This is a genomic window from Pseudomonas sp. NFIX28, from assembly GCF_900107395.1.
GTDB lineage: Bacteria > Pseudomonadota > Gammaproteobacteria > Pseudomonadales > Pseudomonadaceae > Aquipseudomonas.
Genome location: NZ_FNPW01000005.1, coordinates 89,089 through 105,548, shown reverse-complemented (window position 1 = coordinate 105,548; position 16,460 = coordinate 89,089). Strand labels below are relative to the sequence as shown.

Annotated in this window: 15 protein-coding genes; 4 read left to right on the top strand and 11 right to left on the bottom strand. The window is 66.3% G+C overall.

The genetic code is table 11. The annotated features are described in order from the left end of the window. Positions 1–78 precede the first annotated feature (78 nt). The 11 genes from BLV20_RS11600 to cbiE form a co-directional block, all read right to left on the bottom strand. Complete coding sequence (locus tag BLV20_RS11600) at positions 79–2,205, bottom strand: TonB-dependent receptor (RefSeq protein WP_092302055.1); 2,127 nt, start codon at positions 2,203–2,205, stop codon at positions 79–81. A gap of 169 nt (positions 2,206–2,374) precedes the next feature. Next, positions 2,375–3,757 carry a PepSY-associated TM helix domain-containing protein gene (locus BLV20_RS11595; protein ID WP_092301291.1) on the bottom strand — a complete coding sequence of 461 codons (1,383 nt, stop codon included), beginning with the start codon at positions 3,755–3,757 and terminating at the stop codon, positions 2,375–2,377. 145 nt (positions 3,758–3,902) lie between these two features. Beyond that, positions 3,903–6,038, bottom strand: coding sequence for a TonB-dependent copper receptor (locus BLV20_RS11590; RefSeq protein WP_092301288.1), 2,136 nt, complete (start codon positions 6,036–6,038; stop codon positions 3,903–3,905). A gap of 91 nt (positions 6,039–6,129) precedes the next feature. Beyond that, positions 6,130–6,528, bottom strand: coding sequence for a DUF2946 domain-containing protein (locus BLV20_RS11585; RefSeq protein ID WP_092301285.1), 399 nt, complete (start codon positions 6,526–6,528; stop codon positions 6,130–6,132). Between the two features lie 54 nt (positions 6,529–6,582). Beyond that, on the bottom strand, positions 6,583–7,077 hold the full coding sequence (locus BLV20_RS11580) for a copper chaperone PCu(A)C (RefSeq protein ID WP_092301282.1): 495 nt from the start codon (positions 7,075–7,077) through the stop codon (positions 6,583–6,585). 48 nt (positions 7,078–7,125) lie between these two features. Next, entirely contained in the window at positions 7,126–7,524 is a 399-nt protein-coding gene (locus tag BLV20_RS11575) for a DUF2946 domain-containing protein (RefSeq protein WP_092301279.1), read from the bottom strand. A 113-nt stretch (positions 7,525–7,637) separates the two neighbouring features. Then, on the bottom strand, positions 7,638–7,961 hold the full coding sequence (locus tag BLV20_RS11570; RefSeq protein WP_007932872.1) for a helix-turn-helix domain-containing transcriptional regulator: 324 nt from the start codon (positions 7,959–7,961) through the stop codon (positions 7,638–7,640). A gap of 5 nt (positions 7,962–7,966) precedes the next feature. Continuing rightward, positions 7,967–8,302, bottom strand: coding sequence for a type II toxin-antitoxin system RelE/ParE family toxin (locus BLV20_RS11565; RefSeq protein ID WP_092301276.1), 336 nt, complete (start codon positions 8,300–8,302; stop codon positions 7,967–7,969). Positions 8,303–8,530: 228 nt separating this feature from the next. Next, positions 8,531–9,244 (bottom strand): cobalt-precorrin-6A reductase, encoded by a 714-nt coding sequence (locus tag BLV20_RS11560; RefSeq protein ID WP_092301273.1) that lies wholly within the window; start codon positions 9,242–9,244, stop codon positions 8,531–8,533. After that, positions 9,241–10,338, bottom strand: coding sequence for a cobalt-precorrin-5B (C(1))-methyltransferase (locus BLV20_RS11555; protein WP_092301270.1), 1,098 nt, complete (start codon positions 10,336–10,338; stop codon positions 9,241–9,243). The genes BLV20_RS11560 and BLV20_RS11555 overlap by 4 nt, the downstream gene beginning before the upstream one ends. An 81-nt stretch (positions 10,339–10,419) precedes the next feature. Next, positions 10,420–11,625 (bottom strand): precorrin-6y C5,15-methyltransferase (decarboxylating) subunit CbiE, encoded by a 1,206-nt coding sequence (gene cbiE, locus BLV20_RS11550; RefSeq protein ID WP_092301267.1) that lies wholly within the window; start codon positions 11,623–11,625, stop codon positions 10,420–10,422. Between the two features lie 139 nt (positions 11,626–11,764). On the opposite strand from cbiE, the gene cobG reads away from it, so the two are divergent. Genes cobG through cobJ form a run of 4 tightly spaced genes read left to right on the top strand, consistent with a single transcriptional unit; the run spans position 11,765 to position 16,125 of the window. Further along, entirely contained in the window at positions 11,765–13,078 is a 1,314-nt protein-coding gene (cobG, locus tag BLV20_RS11545; protein ID WP_092301264.1) for a precorrin-3B synthase, read from the top strand. Continuing rightward, complete coding sequence (locus BLV20_RS11540) at positions 13,071–13,697, top strand: precorrin-8X methylmutase (RefSeq protein WP_007932940.1); 627 nt, start codon at positions 13,071–13,073, stop codon at positions 13,695–13,697. The genes cobG and BLV20_RS11540 overlap by 8 nt, the downstream gene beginning before the upstream one ends. Further along, on the top strand, positions 13,697–14,428 hold the full coding sequence (locus BLV20_RS11535; RefSeq protein WP_092301261.1) for a precorrin-2 C(20)-methyltransferase: 732 nt from the start codon (positions 13,697–13,699) through the stop codon (positions 14,426–14,428). The genes BLV20_RS11540 and BLV20_RS11535 overlap by 1 nt, the downstream gene beginning before the upstream one ends. Next, the gene (gene cobJ, locus BLV20_RS11530) at positions 14,428–16,125 is read left to right on the top strand and encodes a precorrin-3B C(17)-methyltransferase (protein WP_092301258.1); all 1,698 of its coding nucleotides are present in this window, start codon (positions 14,428–14,430) and stop codon (positions 16,123–16,125) included. Before BLV20_RS11535 ends, cobJ begins: the two co-directional genes overlap by 1 nt. The last annotated feature ends 335 nt before the right edge of the window (positions 16,126–16,460 follow it).

Genomic DNA, 16,460 nt, shown 5'->3' with positions numbered 1-16,460 from the left:
GCAGGACCTTCCGAGGACCTCAAGAGCGCGTCCGCTACGCAGTCGATCGCAGCCTTCGGCAGCGGCTATAGGTATTGGTTAAAAGGCGTAATCGGCGGTCACGAAAAACGATCGCGGCTCGCCGAGGATCCATTGCTGGCCCTCATTGTATTGGCTTTGCGCGTACTGCCGGTCGAACAGATTGTTCAACTGCAAGCCCAGGGTAGTGTTGCGCAGCGCTTTCCACGACAGCACCGCATCGACCACGGTGTAGCTGGGCAGTTCGTTGCGGTTGGCCAGGTCGGCGTAACGGGCGTCGACATAACGCACCCCGGCACCGGCCCGCAGGTTATCGGTCACGGCCTTGTTCAGCCACAGGTTGGCGGTGCGTCGCGGCACATCCACCGGGCGGTTGCCGCTGCGCGAGACGAACTGGTTGCCGACCTGCTCCTCGAAGTCGTCGTAGCGGGCCTTGACGATGGCGGCGTTGGCCTGCAGTTGCCAGGCATGCGGCAGTTGCAGGTCGAGGCTGGCCTCCAGGCCGCGGGACGATTGCTGGCCGACCTGCTGCTTGAGCGTCGGGTTGCCCGGATCGTCGGTCAGCAGCTTCTTCTTGACGATGTGATAGGCCGCCAGGGTCCACTCGCCGCGCTGGTCCCAGAACATCTGCTTGAGGCCGATTTCGCTCTGTCGGGCGCGGGCCAGGTCGTATTGCTGCTGGCTCGGGCTCAGGGAAATCAGGCCGCCGACGCCGTCGGTGCTGGTGGCGTACTGGCCGTAGAACGAGGTGTCCGGCGTCAGCGCGAACACCAGGCCGGCCTTCCAGTTATTGCCGGTCAGGGTCTTGTCGCTCTGGCTGCCGTCCACCAGGTTGTCGCGATCCACCTGCACGTAGTCGCGGCGCACGCCGGTCACCAGCGACCAGCGTTCGCTCAGTTGCGTGCGGTTTTCGGCGAAGGCCGACATCTGTCGGGTGGTGCTGCGAAACTGTTCGCGATAGGCCGAGGCGCTGTCGAAGCGGCCCTTGTCCGGGTGCTGCAAATCCACCGGCTGGCCATCGGGCTGGGCATCGTTGAACGGCGAGTTGCTGTTGAGCTGGAAGCGGATGCGGTTGTAGTCGACGCCGGTCAGGGTCTGGCTGTCGAGGCCGAACAGGCTGTGCTTGAAGGTGAAGGTCTGGCGATCTCCGACCTGCTCCTGCTGGTGCTTGATGGCGAAGTTGCCGCTGCGCAGCAACTGCTGGGTGCTTTGACTGAAGCTATAGTTCTCGGCGTTCTGCCAGCGGCGCTGGGCCTTGAGGTAATACAGCTCGTTGCTGGCGCTGAGGCTGTCGGAGAGCTGCCACTGGCTGGTCAGGCGCGTCCACTGGTCGTTGTAGTGCTGCTTGTCGTTGCCGATGTTGTAGTTCTTGTCCCTCAGGCCTTCATGGAAGCGGCCATTGACCAGCGGTGTGCCGAAATAATTCATCGGCTGCTGGTCGCCGTAATCGTGGGCGAGGGTGAACGCCAGGTCGTCCGTGGCTTGCCAGCGCAGCGCCGCGCTGATGAAGTCGCTGGCGCTGTCGCCGCGATTGATCCAGCCGTTGCTGCGCAGGCGGTTGAGGTTCAGGCGATAGCTCAGGGTGTCGCTCAGCGAACCGCCGCTGTCCAGCGCTTGCTGCTGGCTGTCATGGGAGCCGTAGCCGAGGCGCAGGTGGTTTTCGATCTCGCCGCTGAAGGGCTTCTTCGGAATCACGTTGACCACCGCGCCGGTGGCGCCTTCGCCGTACAGCACCGAGGCCGGGCCGCGCAGTACATCCACCCGCTCCACCGACCAGGTGTCCACCGGAAAGGTCACGGTGCCCATGCCGCTGTACAGGCGGGTGCCGTCATACAGCTGCATCACCGAACCCTGGCCGGTAAAGCCACGGGCCGACAGCGAAGTGCCGCCGTCGCCCGGGGTGCCGGTGCGGCTGATGCCGGTGCCGCGCGACACCGCGTCCTGCACGCTGCGATCGCCGCGCTGGCGAATGCGTTCGCCGCTCAGGCTTTCGGTGCTGGCCGGGGTCTCCAAGGCGCTCAGGCCCAGGCGCGAGCCGGCGGTGGTCGGGGTTTGCAGGCTGATGTCCTGCGCGTCGATGGCCGGTGCGCTGATGGTGCCGGTGGGCAGCGTCAGGGGCGCGTCGTCGGCCTGGGCGGTGTGGTTCAGGGCCAGCAGGCAGAGGCTGGACGCCAGGTATTTATTCATCGGGTGGTTCATCGGGGCGGCTGAGTCGCTTCTTCCAGAGGGTTACCCGCAGCGTGGGCGGCTGCGGGTAGGGATCTTACACTTTAATGTTATAAAGTAACATTATGCATATCGGCAATTGAGCCGGCAGCAGTCTACAGAACCCTCTAAACCGCGCATCTCGGCTGATTCATGATGAAGATGAGGCCGATTCAGGCGACCGGTTCCAGCGCGACAGCAGCAAGCGATCCAGCAGCCAGACGCCAATCAGCGAGGCGCCGACCAGGGGAAAGGCCACGGCCAGCGCCAGCATGATCAGCATCGCGGTTTTCCATTTCGGCAGGTCATGGCGCAGCGGCGGCACGCCGAGTCGCCCCTGGGGACGACGTTTCCACCAGATCACCAGGCCGCTGACGGCGCTCAGCAGAATCATCAGGCAGATCAGCAGCACCGCGATCTGGTTGAGCGGGCCGAACATCTTGCCTTCGTGCAGCATCACCCCGACTTCGGTGGCGCGGGCGACGGGGCTGTATTGCTGCCAGCGCACGTCGGCGAGGACCTTGCCGGTGTATTGGTCGACATGCAGCGTGGCGTCGTTGCGCGGGTCGTCGGCGAACACGGCAATGGTGAACACACCGCTGGCGGTGGTCGGCAAGGTGATGCTGTAGCCGGCTTCGACCTGGCGCTGGGTGGCGATGTCCTGCACTTGCTGCAGGCTTATGGCGGGAGCCGCCGGGCCTTCCTGCGCGGCGCCGTGGGCCATGTGCCCGGCATGGTCGCCGGACATCGGCATCGGCGTGTTTTCCATCGCCCAGGGCACGGTCTGGCGGCTGGCGCTGTTGAGCGCGCCGGCCTGTTGGTCGGACTGCGGCACGTCGTTCCACATCGCCGCCGGGAAACGGTTCCACAACTCGGCGTATTGCTTGCCCCAGAAGCCGGTCCAGGTCATGCCGCTGAGCAGCATCACCAGCAGGAGCGCCGCGCCCCAGAAACCGACCACGGCATGCAGGTCGCGCCACAGCACACGGCCGCGGCTGCTGAACCTTGGCCACAGCACGCCGGCCGAAGACTTGCCGCGCGGCCACCACAAGTACAGCCCGGACACCACCAGGACAATGCCCCAGCCCGCCGCCAGTTCCACCAGGCGGTCGCCGAGGGTGCCGATCATCAGCTCGCCATGAATGGCCCGGGCGATGGCCTGCAGATTGTTCTTGGCGTCTTGCTCGCCCAGGATATTGCCGTGGTAAGGGTCGACGAAGATGTTCAGTTCGCCGCCTTGCTGCTGCACCACGAACTGCGCGCTGCGCCCGCTATCGAGCGGCGGCAGGTACTGTGTGACATGGCCTTGTGGATAAGCCGCCTGCACCCGCTTGAGCTGCTCATCGGCGCTGAGAACATGGTGCCCCGCCGGCACTTGCAGCAGGTGGCTGTACATCAGCGTGTCGAGCTGGGGCTTGAACAGGTAAATGATCCCGGTCAGGGACAGCATCACCATGAACGGGGCCACGAACAGCCCGGCGTAGAAATGCCAGCGCCAGGCCAGGTTATAGAAAGACACTTTCGGTTGGTTCATCAGGGCACGCTCCCTATTGGCAATTATTTTCTGTAGCCGCTGCCGAAGGCTGCGATAAGGCCGAAGCCCTTCAGCGATCTTGAGCATGCTGCGGCCGTACCGGCCGATCGCAGCCTGTCGGCAGCGGCTACATCTCTTGTTGTGTTTAGAAGCTCAAATCCACCTTGGTCCAGAGCGTGCGCCCCGGTTCGTTGATGGCTTGCGGGTCATTGGCCGGGTAGCCGAACCCGGCGTTGCCGGCCAGGTTCAGGTGCTCGGCGTAGGCCTTGCCGAACAGGTTGTCGACGCCGGTGCTGACCTTCAGGTTCTTGTTGATCCGATAGGCGCCGTTGAGCGAGAACACGCCGAAGCCGCCGCTCTTGCCGAAGTCCTTGCCGACTACGTTGCCCTTGTTTTCGTCGATGCGGTTCTGCGCCGCCACCACTCGCCACAGGGCCCCGGCGCTCCAGTTGTCCTCGCTGTAGGTCAGGCCGAAGCGCGCATCCAGCGGTGGCATCTGCGGCAGCGGCGTGCCGTCGCTGCTGTTCTTGCCCCAGGCGTAGGCCAGGGTGGCGTCGGCCTTCCAGTTGTCGGTCAGCTTGTAGGCCGCGCCGAGTTCGCCGCCCATGATGCGGGCATCGATGTTCTCGGCTTGCGAGGTCGTGCCCATCATTGTGGGGCGGTAGCTGAACAGGATGTAGTCGCGTACCTGGCCGATGTAGCCCGAGGCCCAGGCCTCCAGTTCCGCGGTCTTGTATTGCAGGCCGAAGTCGAGCTGGGTGGTCTTTTCCGGCTTGATCGAGTCGAAGGCGTTGACCGAGCCGGCCGGGCCCATTTTCGGCGAGAACAGCTCCCAGTAGTCCGGGAAGCGTTGCGCGTGGCCGAGGCCGGCATAGACCGTGGTCGGGCTGTCGGCCAGGTCGTGCTCGTAGCGGACGAAGCCGCTGGGCAGGGTGTCGGCGCGGGTATCGTCGGCGGTCGGGTTGGGCCGGGCCGTCATCCCGGAGCCGATGCTCTGGCGGTAATCCTTGGCCGAGGCGCGGTCCAGCCGGGCGCCGCTGATCAGCCGGTCGCGGTCGGCGGCGTACCAGGTCAGCTCGCCGAACACGCCGTAGTTGTGGAAATCGGCATCCTTGGTGCGCGGCTGGTCCTTGTAGGTGTCGATACCCATGCCTTTGCGCTGACGGTGCTCGTTGGTCTGTGCATCGATACCGCCGATCAACTGCACATCGGCCCAGCGCCAGGTGGCCTTGATCCGCGCGCCGAGGGTGCGGCGGTCGACGTTGCTGGCCATGGGGCCGGCCATCATCCCGGTGCCGGACGGCGTGCGCAGGGTGTAGTTGTCCATCACGTGGTCGGCGTAGTTGTAGTAGACCTGCGCCTCGACCTTATCCAGCACCTCGCCGATATTGGAGCGCTCGAAACGCAGGCCCAGGCTTTCCCGCTTGAACTGCGAGCCGTCCATGCCGCGCCCGGCGTAACGCGCTTCGCCGTCGCCCTTGCCGGCGGTGAGTTCCAGCAAGGTGTCGGCGTCCGGGGTCCAGCCCAGGGCGACGTCGCCGTTCCACTTCTCGTAGCGCGACGGCACGGTGTCGTTGTTGCCGTCCTTGTAATCGTCGGAATGGGCCTGGTTGCCGATCACCCGTACATAGCCCAGCGGGCTGCCGGCAGCGGCGTCGACCACCTTGTCGAAGCGGCCGTTGGAGCCGGCCAGGATGCTGGCGTTGACCCGTGTGCCGAGCTCGCCGAAGTTTTCCGGCTCGCGGTCGAAGAGGATGGTCCCGGCCGAAGCCCCCGGGCCCCAGAGCACGGTTTGCGGGCCCTTGATCACCGTCAGCTTGTCGTAGGTTTCCGGCGAGATATAGGAGGTCGGCGCGTCCATGCGGCCCGGGCAGGCGCCGAGCATCATGCCGCCGTTGGTGAGGATGTTCAGGCGCGAGCCGAACATGCCGCGCAGCACCGGGTCGCCGTTGGTGCCGCCGTTGCGCACCAGGGCAAAGCCGGGGATGGTCTTCAGGTAGTCTCCGCCGTCGCTGGCCGGCACGGGCTGGCGCGGGTCCTTGGGGTTGGTGACCACGGTCAATGGCGAGCTGGGGGCGATGGCGGTGATCACCGTCGGGCTCAGTTCCTCGCCGTGCTGGCTGTGATCGACCGGCTGTTCGGCCGCCAGCGCCAGTGGCGTGAACAGGGCACCGCAAAGTACCGCGATGGCATGGCTGAAACGTACACGAGGTTGGTTCAGGGCAAAGGTAGCGGGGGCCTGGGCAGGGCACAGGCGAGTGTCAGCAGAAAACCTGGACATAAAGGTTCCATCAATCATTTCGTAAACAACACGGCCAGCAGCCTGCGGCTGTCTTTTCTACAGTCGGCCGGGTGATGTGCAGTTGAGGGGTTTACGCAATGACTGGCGGGGCGCGGGTCAGGGCGCCGGGGAACACCGTCTGCCGGGCATGGCCCAGGCGCGGCGAGGGGGTGAGGAAATGGCTGGACGGCGAACTGTCGAGCGCCGTGAGCGAGAGGCTGCCAGGCAGCGCCGGGCAGTTGAACAGCAGGCTGCAATAACCGCACTTTTCCCAGAGCCCATGTTCGCCCTGGGCCTTGCCGTGCTCTGCGCCGTGCGGGGTTTCTCCGTGGCAGCCGGGCTCGCCCATGTCCATCGACATGGACATGTTCATCGGCATGGCCTGATCCATCGGCATCGACTGGGAAATCAGCGGACCGATAAAGATCATCAGCATGGCGAACAGGCTGATCCAGCTGCCGCGTCGTACCTTCAGCGGGGTACGCGGCATGGATCGCCCGGGGCCAGGCGAGCGCAAGGAATTCACGGTAATGAGAGCCGGCGCTTATTGGGCGTGCATGTGTTCCTGGGTGCCCGCGGGCGCCTCTTTCTGCACCGCCACTTCGACCGTGACGTCGCCGGATTTCTCGAAGTGCAGGGTCAGCGGGAAGCGCTTGCCGTCGCTGAGCAGGCTGCGGTCTTTGAGCTCCAGCAGCATCACGTGGTAGGCCATGGGCGCGAAGGTGACGGTTGCGCCTGGGGCGATCGCCACGTTGGCCACCTGCTGCATTTTCATCAGGTCGCCTTGCTGCACGTGTTCATGCAGCTCGGCCTTGCCCGAGATCGGCGAGTCGACGCCCAGCAGGCGGTCGGCGTCATTGCCGGTGTTGTGAATGACGAAATAGGCCGCGACGGTCGGCGCATTCGGCGGCAGTTCCTGCGACCAGGGATGGGCGATCTGCAGCGCGCCCACCTTGTATTCGTGGGCGGCGGCAAAACCGGTAGGCAACAGCAGGGCGGCCAGCAGCAGGGCTTGCAAGGCCTGTACGGATTTCAACATGGCAGTTCTCCAGAACGATTCGACACGCAGATCAATTGCGAGGTGGAATCAGGCCAGAGGTGAGGCGCGGGGGTTGAGGCTCGGCCATTGCTGGCGCGGCGTGGGCATCGCCAGCGCGGGTGGCGCGACGCTGCGGTTGGACTCGAAACGGGCGAAATACAGCTGCGGCGCATGGCCCGGCAGGGCGACCAGCGGGGCCGAGCCGGAACAGCACCAGCAGTGCTGCATAGTGGAGTGATCGTCGTTCTGCGGGGCTTGCTGCTCCAGCTTGCCCAGGGAGATCGCCACCAGCTTGGTGCCGCTGGATGAGCAGAAGCTGCCCCACAGCAGCTGTTCGGCAGGCGCTCGATCGGCCTGCTGCATGGCTCCCGAAAGCGGCATGGCAAGCATGTTGAACAGCACTGCGAAGCAGGCGATCCAGGCAAATGCGAGCCGTTGTCGGGACATGGTGACGATCCGTCAGGTTGAGCGAACAGGGGCGTATTTAGCCTGATCGCTGTGGATAAGTAAAAAGCCGTTGTGCGGTGTGGTGTCGCAGCGCGGCCTGGATTTCCCGCTCCTCAGTGAGCCGGTACGGCACGGACCTCGATGGCAACGCCGAGCTTGGCGCGAATGGCGGCGAAGATCGCGGCCAGGTTATCCATGCTCGGGTTGCCACTGGCGGACAGCATGCGATGCAGGCTCTTGCTCGGCTTGGCGGTCTCCCGGGCCAGCGCTTCGAAACCGACGGTGGCGTTGACCAGGTCGCGCAGAATGATCCGCGACATCTCCGGTTCGCCGTTGAGGAACAGCGTAGCAGCCTCGTCCAGCAGCGCCTGGGAAAACGCCGGGTCGCGCTCGGCGCGTTCGGCAATGCTGTGCTTGAAGCTTCGGGTCAGTGCCATGGGTGTCACCTCGTTTTCAGTTCGGCCTTCTTGCGGTAGTGGAACTCGGCGATCAGTTGTTTCGCCTGCCTGATGTCTGCCTGCTGGGTGGACTTGTCGCCACCGCCAAACAGGATCACCAGGTGCCTGCCTTCCCGGATCAGGTAGATCCGGTAGCCCGGGCCCCAATCGATGCGGTATTCGCCAAGGCCGTCGAACCACTTGATATTGGATGTGTTGCCCATTTCCAGGCGCAGCAGCGCGGTAGAAACCTTGACGGCTGCCTGGGTATCCAGTGTTTCGAACCAGCGGCCGAAGGGGCTGCGGTGGTTCTCTTGCTGGTATTCCTCGACTCTGATCATCGCCGGCCTTAAAGGTAACAAATAAGTTACTATATGGATAGGCCTTTGATCGTGACGCAAAGCCTGTCCGTGGCCAACGCCGCAAGTGTTTCCTCGGTCTTCAATACGCAAAGCCCCCGTGCCACGGCGGCCAGGGCTGTGCCTTACCGTTCAGCGGGAAGCTCCGGATGGCTTGGTAACGGGATGTATCTATGCGCGCTTTTGACGAGTCCCGGGCTGGCCAGGACCTCAGTGCAGAGCCCGGAGCAGCTCGCCCAGGTCGTGGAATTCCCGATCGACGGGCGGCAACGGCGGCCGCTGCAGGATCAATACCGGCAGCCCACGCTCGCGCGCCACTTCCAGCTTGGGTTCGGTGGCGCTGCTGCCGCTGTTCTTGCTGATCAACACATCGACACGCCGGCGTTCGAACAGTTCGCGTTCGCTGTCGATCAGGAAGGGGCCGCGTGCGCCTATCACTTCGCAGCGTTCGTTGCCGGGGTATTCGTCGAGCGCGCGCAGGGTCCAGAACTGTCCGGCGGGGATCTCCTGCAGATGCTGCAAGGGCTCGCGGCCCAGGGTGAACAACGGGCGCTTGAAAGGTTTGAGCGCCTGGACCAGTTCGGCCCAGTCGCGGACTTCCCGCCAGTCGTCACCGGCCTGTGCCTGCCAGGCCGGTCGGCGCAGGGCCCAGCAGGGGATGTCACACAGTTGCGCGGCGGTGGCGGCGTTCTGGCTGATCCGAGCGGCATAGGGATGAGTGGCGTCCAGCAGCAACTCGATGCCTTGCTCGCGGATGAATTGCGCCAGACCTTCGGCGCCGCCGTAACCGCCGACCCTGACCTGGCAAGCCAGGTCGGTGGGCACCCGGCCGATGCCCGCCAGGCTATAGATGTGCTGCGGGCCGAGGGTCCGGGCAATGGCCAGGGCTTCGCTCACGCCGCCCAGGAGCAATATGCGTTTCATTGGAAAGCTCCGGCATGGCCGACGATGCCGCCCTGGCGATCGATGGCGAAGACTTCGACCTGGACCTCGCGCGGCACCACGCTGCGGGCGAAGTCCAGGGCGTGCCGGCACACCGCGTCGCCCAGGGCGATGCCGGCGGCGCTGGCCATGGCCAGGGCTTGCTGGCTGGTGTTGGCGCCACGAATGGCGCTTTGCAGCGCCGGGTCGGCGCCAACCGCCGCGGCCCATTCGGCCAGTTGCGGCAGGTCGATGCTGGAATGGCGGCTGTGCAGGTCCATGTGCCCGGCCGCGAGCTTGCTGATCTTGCCGAAGCCGCCGCATAGGCTGAGTTTGTCCACTGGCACTTTGCGCAGGTGCTTGAGCACCGCGCCGACAAAGTCGCCCATCTCGATCAGGGCGATTTCCGGCAGGCCGTAGACGCGGCGCATGGTGTCTTCGCTGGCATTGCCGGTACAGGCGGCGATGTGCAGGTAGCCGTTGGTCTTGGCGACATCGATGCCTTGGTGGATCGAGGCGATATAGGCCGCGCAGGAGAACGGCCGCACGATGCCGCTGGTGCCGAGGATCGACAGGCCGCCAAGGATGCCCAGGCGCGGGTTCATGGTTTTCAGCGCCAGGGCCTCGCCATCCTCGACGTTGACCGTGACTTCGAAACCGCCCTGGTAGCCCCGTTCCCGGGCCAGGGTGGCCAGGTGTTCGCTGATCATGCGGCGCGGTACCGGATTGATCGCCGGCTCGCCGACGCCCAGCACCAGGCCGGGGCGGGTCACGGTGCCGACGCCTTTGCCGGCGATAAAGCGAATGCCGCTGTCCGGGCTCAGGCGCACCTGCGAATAGAGCAGGGCACCATGGGTCACGTCGGGGTCGTCGCCGGCATCCTTGATCGTGCCGGCTTCGGCGCCGTTGGCGGTGAGGCGGCAGAATTCCAGGCGCATCTGCACCTGCTTGCCCTTGGGCAGGGTGATCTGCACGGCATCGGCGCGGGTGCCTTCGAGCAACAGGCGCGCGGCCGCGAGGCTCGTGGCGGTGGCGCAACTGCCGGTGGTCAGGCCGCTGCGCAGCGGGGCCGGTTGTTCCGCTGTTTCTTCACGCATGCGCAGCCCCCAGGAGGTGCGAGCGTGCTCGCGGTGCCTGGATCGCGAGCACGCCCGCTCCTGCAGGAAGGGGGAGTCGGCTCATAGTGGTTTGACGAGGTCGAGCAAGGTAATGGGCAGCGCCTGGCGCCAGGTGTCGAACCCGCCCAACGGCTGGGCCTGGGCGACATGCAGGCGGGTCAGTTCGCCGCCGTGCCGTTCGCGCCAGGCCATCAGGGTCGTTTCGCTTTGCAGGGTCACGGCGTTGGCCACCAGCCGGCCGCCGGGCTTGAGCCGGGCCCAGCAGGTGTCGAGTACGCCGGGGCGGGTCACGCCGCCGCCGATAAAGATCGCGTCCGGAGCTTCCAGGCCGTCCAGCGCCTGGGGCGCACTGCCGCGAATCAGCTGCAGGCCGGGCACGCCAAGGGCGTCGCGGTTGTGTTCGATCAGTTGCTGGCGTCCCGGGTCGGCTTCGATGGCCAGGGCCCGGCAACTGGGGTGCGCGCGCATCCATTCGATGCCGATCGAGCCGCTGCCGGCGCCGACATCCCACAACAGTTCGCCGGGCACCGGGGCCAGGCGGGCCAGGGTGATGGCGCGGACATCGCGCTTGGTCAGCTGGCCGTCATGCTCGAAGGCCGAGTCGGGCAAGCCGGCCAGGCGCGACAGGCGCGGTGTGCCCGGCTCGGCCAGGCATTCGATGGCCACCAAGTTGAGGTCGGCGATGGCCGGGTCGCTCCAGTCGTTGGCATTGCCGTCGGTGCGCCGCTCGGCCTCGCCGCCCAAATGCTCCAGCACGCTCAGACGGCTCGGGCCAAAGCCGCGTTCGCGCAGCAGCGCGGCGATGGCCGAGGGGCTGAGGCCGTCATTGCTCAGGACCAGCAGGCGCACGCCGCTGAACAACTGGGCGCTGAGGGCGGCCACGGGGCGGGCGACCACCGAGAGCGTCACCACCTCTTGCAGCGGCCAGCCCAGGCGCGCGGCCGCCAGCGAGTAAGACGAAGGCGCAGGCAGGACGTGCATTTCTTCGTGGGCCACCTGTCGCGCCAGGCTGGCGCCGACGCCGAACAGCATCGGGTCGCCGCTGGCCAGTACGCACACCGGCTCGCCACGCTTGGCCAGCACCGGCTCCAGGGAAAACGGGCTCGGCCACAGTTGCCGCTCGCCGCGGATGCACACCGGCAACAGGTCCAGTTGCCGCTGGCTGCCGACGATCCGCGAAGCGCCCATCAGGGCCCGCCGGGCGTTCTTGCCCAGGCCCTTGAAGCCGTCTTCACTGATTCCCACTACTGTCAGCCAGGGCGACATTTATATTCCTCGAGGGTAAAACCTGTTCTTCCGACAGGCAGGCTTTTCATGCCTTCGGACAAAGCAGGCATAATACCGCGCCTTCGCCCGTGAAGCGCCTTTCCCACACAGCCGGTCACCCCCCTTGAACGAACGTCCGATGTCCACCGCTTTACGCCCCTCGGCCTGTCCGGGGTTGCTGCGTATCGTCCCGGCACTGGATGGTGGTATCTGCCGGATCAAGCTGGCCGGCGGGGCGATCAGCGCCGCCCAGGCCCGCGCGGTGGCTGCTGCGGCCGAGCGGTATGCCGGCGGGGTGATCGAGGCGACCAACCGCGCCAACCTGCAGATCCGCGGCATCGGTGCCGAACATCAGGCATTGATCGCCGAACTGCTGGCCGCCGGCCTGGGGCCGACCACCGCGGCCGGCGACGACGTGCGCAACCTGATGCTCAGCCCCACGGCCGGGATCGACCGGGCGATGATCGTCGACACCCGCCCCCTGGCCGGGCAGATTCTCGCCACCTTGCAGAGCCATCCGCGCTTTCATGAGCTGTCGCCCAAGTTCGCCGTGCTGCTCGATGGCGGCGAAGCCTTGGCCATGCTGGAGCATCCCCACGACTTGTGGCTTTCGGCGTTCGAAGGCGCGGGCGAGCCCTGGTTGGCTTTCGGCCTGGCCGGTTGCCCTGGGGACCCGCCCCTGGCCAGCGTGGCGCTGGAGGATGGGCTGGCCCTGGTGGTGGCGGTGCTGGAGCTGTTCCTCGACCTGGCCCGCCCCGAACAGACCCGCATGCGCCAGTTGTTGGCGGAACACTCGGCGGCTGAATTGCTGGCGCAGGTGTCCGCGCGCTTGCCGGGGCCGGTGATCCGGGTGGGCGATTGGCAGCGCGTGGCTCCTTCCGAGCCGTTGCATATCGGCACTTATCCACAGCGGGAGCCGGGCCAGGTCTATGTCGGCGCCGTCACGCCCCTGGGGCGGCTGGACCCGTCGATGCTGCGCGGCGCGGCGCAGTTGGCCGAGCAATGGGGCGACGGTAGCCTGAGGTTTACCCCCTGGCAAAGCCTGCTACTGCCGAACCTACGGGCCGAAGACGCGCCTGAAGCCACGCTCCGCCTGCAACAGCTGGGGTTTCTCTGTTCGCCAGAGCAGGCCCTGGCCCACCTGATTGCCTGCACCGGTTCCAGCGGCTGCGCCAAGGCCCTGGCCGATACCAAGGGCGACGCGGTGAAGCTGGCCGCCCGACTCCAGCGCCACGGCCAGCAGCCGGACGTGCATCTGTCCGGCTGCTCGCGCTCCTGCGCCGCGGCTCATGTGGCCCCGGTCACTTTGCTGGCCGTCGCCCCCGGTCGTTACGACCTCTATTTTCGCGATGCCGCGCAGCCGGGTTTCGGCACGCTGCACGCACGCAACCTTTCCCTTGAAGCGGCCGGCGCATTGCTCGATGCCCGCCCACGGAGCAACACCCATGATTGATTACATCCGCGACGGTCAGGAGATCTATCGCAACTCCTTCGCGATCATTCGCGAAGAAGCCAGGCTCGATCGCATTCCCGCTGACCTGGAGAAGCTCGCGGTGCGGGTGATCCATGCCTGCGGGATGGTCGACGCCATCGACGGCCTGCAGTTCTCCGAAGGCGCGGGCCAGGCCGGGCGCGCTGCCCTGGCCGCTGGCGCGCCGATTCTCTGCGATGCGCGCATGGTCGCCGAAGGCATCACCCGCGCGCGCCTGCCGGCGAACAATCAGGTGATCTGCACCCTGCGCGACGAAAGCGTGCCGGAGCTGGCCCGCGAGCTGGGCAACACCCGCTCGGCGGTGGCCCTGGAACTGTGGCGGCCGTACCTGGAAGGCAGCGTGGTGGTGATCGGCAACGCCCCGACCGCGCTGTTCTACCTGCTGGAAATGCTCGACGCCGGTGCGCCGAAACCGGCGCTGATCCTCGGCTTCCCGGTAGGTTTCGTCGGCGCGGCCGAGTCCAAGGCGATGCTCGCCGCCGACAGCCGCGGCGTGCCTTTCGTGATCATGCAAGGCCGCCTGGGCGGCAGCGCCATGGCCGCCGCCGCCGTCAACGCCCTGGCCACGGAGATCGAATGATGCAGCAACCTGGACGTTTGATCGGCCTGGGCGTGGGCCCCGGTGACCCGGAACTGATTACCGTGAAAGCCCTGCGCCTGCTGCGCGAGTCGCCGGTGGTGGCGTACTTCGTCGCCAAGGGTAAAAAGGGCAATGCGTTCGGCATCATCGAAGCGCATTTGCAGGATGCGCAGACCCTGTTGCCGCTGGTCTACCCGGTGACCACCGAAGCGCTGCCGGCGCCGTTGTCCTACGAGCAGGTGATCAGCGATTTCTACGACACCGCCAGCGAGCAGTTGGCCGCACACCTGGACGCCGGCCGCGATGTGGCGGTGATCTGCGAAGGCGACCCGTTCTTCTACGGCTCCTACATGTACCTGCACGACCGCCTGGCCGAGCGTTACCAGGCCGAAGTGGTGCCGGGCGTGTGCTCGATGCTCGGTGGCGCCTCGGTGCTGGGTGCGCCGCTGGTGTATCGCAACCAGAGCCTGTCGGTGTTGTCCGGCGTGCTGCCCCATGACGAACTCAAGCGCCGCCTGGCCGATGCCGACGCGGCGGTGGTGATGAAGCTGGGGCGCAACTTCCCCAAGGTGCGCCAGGTGCTCGAAGAGCTGGGCCTGGCCGGGCGCGCGCTGTACGTCGAGCGCGCGACCATGGCCAACCAGAAGATCGTGCCGCTCGATGAAGTGCAGCCGATGTCTTCGCCGTATTTCTCGCTGATCATCGTGCCCGGTGAAAGGTGGCAAGGTTGATGGCCCGTTCCGCGCCGGCCATCGTCATCCTTGGCCAAGGCAGCCTGGCGACTGCGCGCAAACTTCAGCAGCTGTACCCGGACGCGCTGATCCACGGCCTGGCCGAAAGGGTCGAGGGCGCAGACCGCTCGTACCAGGAATTCGGCGCGACCCTGCGTCAGCTGTATCAGCAAGGCACACCAATCATTGCCCTGTGCGCCGCGGGCATCGTCATCCGCACCCTGGCGCCGCTGCTGCTGGAGAAGGGCGCGGAGCCGCCGGTGCTGGCCGTGGCCGAAGACGGCAGCGCCGTGGTGCCGTTGCTCGGCGGCCTGGGCGGGGTGAACGTCATGGCCCGGGAAATCGCCGCCGGCCTGGGTGTGGCGGCGGCCATCACCACCAGCGGCGAGCTGCGCTTCGGCACCTGCCTGCTCAACCCTCCAAGCGGCTATGCCCTGGGCGACCTGGAACTGGGCAAGCGTTTCGTCTCCGACCTGCTGGGCGGTGAAAGCGTGCGCATCGAAGGCGCCGCGCCCTGGCTGGCCGAGGCGCGGTTGCCGGAAGATCGGCACGCCCGGTTGACCATCCGCGTCGGTTCGGCCGAGTGCGAGCCGGCCGCCAACGAACTGCTGATCTATCCGCGCAGCGTGCTGATTGCCTGCAACGGCAACATTGCGGGCGCCGACGCGCTGCGGGAGGCCTTGCACCAGAAGAAAATCGCCGTGCAATCGGTCGCCTGCCTGCTCGCCGCCGACCGCGATATGGCCAGCCCGGCCTTGCGCGAAGCCGCCGCCGAGCTGGGCGTGCCGCTGCGTTTTGCCCCGGCGGCGGGCAGCGTCGCCGAGTTGGCGCAACAGGCCGTGCCGCAACTGCTGCCGGCGCTCAGCGTGGGTGAAGACATCGCCATTGCCGTGGCCAGCCAGCCGCTGGACCCGCAGCAGATCGGCCGCCCCCGTGGCCGCCTGGCGGTGATCGGCCTGGGCCCCGGCGCCGCCGAACTGATGGTGCCGGCGGTGAAGGCCGAGCTGGCGCGCGCCAACGATATCCTTGGCTATGAAACCTATGTGCGCATGGCCGGCCCGTTCCGTGCCGACCAGGTCATGCACTGCACCGACAACCGCGAGGAAATGCAGCGCGCACGCCACGCCTTCGAGCTTGCCGCCCAAGGCCGTTCGGTGGTGGTGGTGTCTTCCGGCGACCCGGGGGTCTTCGCCATGGCCGCGGCGGTACTGGAAGCGCTGCACGAATCCAGCGAGCCGAGCTGGCACCAGGTCGAGCTGGAAATCCTTCCTGGCGTCTCCGCTTCCCTGGCCACCGCGGCACAGGCTGGCGCGCCCCTGGGGCATGATTTCTGCGTGCTGTCGCTGTCGGACAACCTCAAGCCCTGGGCAATCATCGAGAAGCGCCTGGACCTGGCGTCCCAGGCCGATCTGGCCTTGGCGTTCTACAACCCGATCTCGCGCTCGCGCCCTTGGCAACTGGGGCGCGCGCTGGAGATCGTGCGCCAGCACCGCACGCCGCAAACGCCGGTGGTGCTGGGGCGGGATATCGGGCGGCCGGGGCAGACGTTGCGCGTCATCACCCTGGGCGAGCTGACGCCGGAGCAGGTGGATATGCGCACCATGGTTTTGATTGGCTCATCCACCACCTGCGTGTTTCCCAAGGCTGGAGGCGGGGAGTGGGTGTATACGCCGAGGTGGTACGGGCAGAAACCCTAGGCAACCTCGAACCGCCGTAGGAGCGAGGCTTGCCCGCGATGGCGTCTGTGCTGGCGATGCATTTTTTGGACGGGGTACATATCCGTTTCTGCGGTAACGGCCACTTAGGGTTCCGCCCTTACGGCGACTCACTTTTTTCAGACGCCGGAATGCCGGCCCAGCCAAAAGTAACCAAAAGGTCTCGCCCCTGGCGTACGGCCTTCGCTGCGCTCAGGTTCCCTCGCTCCGGCGTCCCGAAGGGGCGGGTGGATCAAGATCAAAAGCCAAAGCTGCGCCATGCGCGACCTACCGGTCGGCGCTAAACCCTGTAGCCGCTGCCGAGCCTGCGAGGCTGC

What these genes read in the sequence shown, in the direction of transcription:
- BLV20_RS11580 (WP_092301282.1), bottom strand. Translation starts at nt 7,077, where the DNA reads ATGTTGAAATCCGTACAGGCCTTGCAAGCCCTGCTGCTGGCCGCCCTG.
- cobJ (WP_092301258.1), top strand. Translation starts at nt 14,428, where the DNA reads ATGGCCCGTTCCGCGCCGGCCATCGTCATCCTTGGCCAAGGCAGCCTG.
- BLV20_RS11535 (WP_092301261.1), top strand. Translation starts at nt 13,697, where the DNA reads ATGCAGCAACCTGGACGTTTGATCGGCCTGGGCGTGGGCCCCGGTGAC.
- BLV20_RS11570 (WP_007932872.1), bottom strand. Translation starts at nt 7,961, where the DNA reads ATGGCACTGACCCGAAGCTTCAAGCACAGCATTGCCGAACGCGCCGAG.
- cobG (WP_092301264.1), top strand. Translation starts at nt 11,765, where the DNA reads ATGTCCACCGCTTTACGCCCCTCGGCCTGTCCGGGGTTGCTGCGTATC.
- cbiE (WP_092301267.1), bottom strand. Translation starts at nt 11,625, where the DNA reads ATGTCGCCCTGGCTGACAGTAGTGGGAATCAGTGAAGACGGCTTCAAG.
- BLV20_RS11540 (WP_007932940.1), top strand. Translation starts at nt 13,071, where the DNA reads ATGATTGATTACATCCGCGACGGTCAGGAGATCTATCGCAACTCCTTC.
- BLV20_RS11600 (WP_092302055.1), bottom strand. Translation starts at nt 2,205, where the DNA reads ATGAATAAATACCTGGCGTCCAGCCTCTGCCTGCTGGCCCTGAACCAC.
- BLV20_RS11560 (WP_092301273.1), bottom strand. Translation starts at nt 9,244, where the DNA reads ATGAAACGCATATTGCTCCTGGGCGGCGTGAGCGAAGCCCTGGCCATT.
- BLV20_RS11575 (WP_092301279.1), bottom strand. Translation starts at nt 7,524, where the DNA reads ATGTCCCGACAACGGCTCGCATTTGCCTGGATCGCCTGCTTCGCAGTG.
- BLV20_RS11585 (WP_092301285.1), bottom strand. Translation starts at nt 6,528, where the DNA reads ATGCCGCGTACCCCGCTGAAGGTACGACGCGGCAGCTGGATCAGCCTG.
- BLV20_RS11595 (WP_092301291.1), bottom strand. Translation starts at nt 3,757, where the DNA reads ATGAACCAACCGAAAGTGTCTTTCTATAACCTGGCCTGGCGCTGGCAT.
- BLV20_RS11565 (WP_092301276.1), bottom strand. Translation starts at nt 8,302, where the DNA reads ATGATCAGAGTCGAGGAATACCAGCAAGAGAACCACCGCAGCCCCTTC.
- BLV20_RS11555 (WP_092301270.1), bottom strand. Translation starts at nt 10,338, where the DNA reads ATGCGTGAAGAAACAGCGGAACAACCGGCCCCGCTGCGCAGCGGCCTG.
- BLV20_RS11590 (WP_092301288.1), bottom strand. Translation starts at nt 6,038, where the DNA reads ATGTCCAGGTTTTCTGCTGACACTCGCCTGTGCCCTGCCCAGGCCCCC.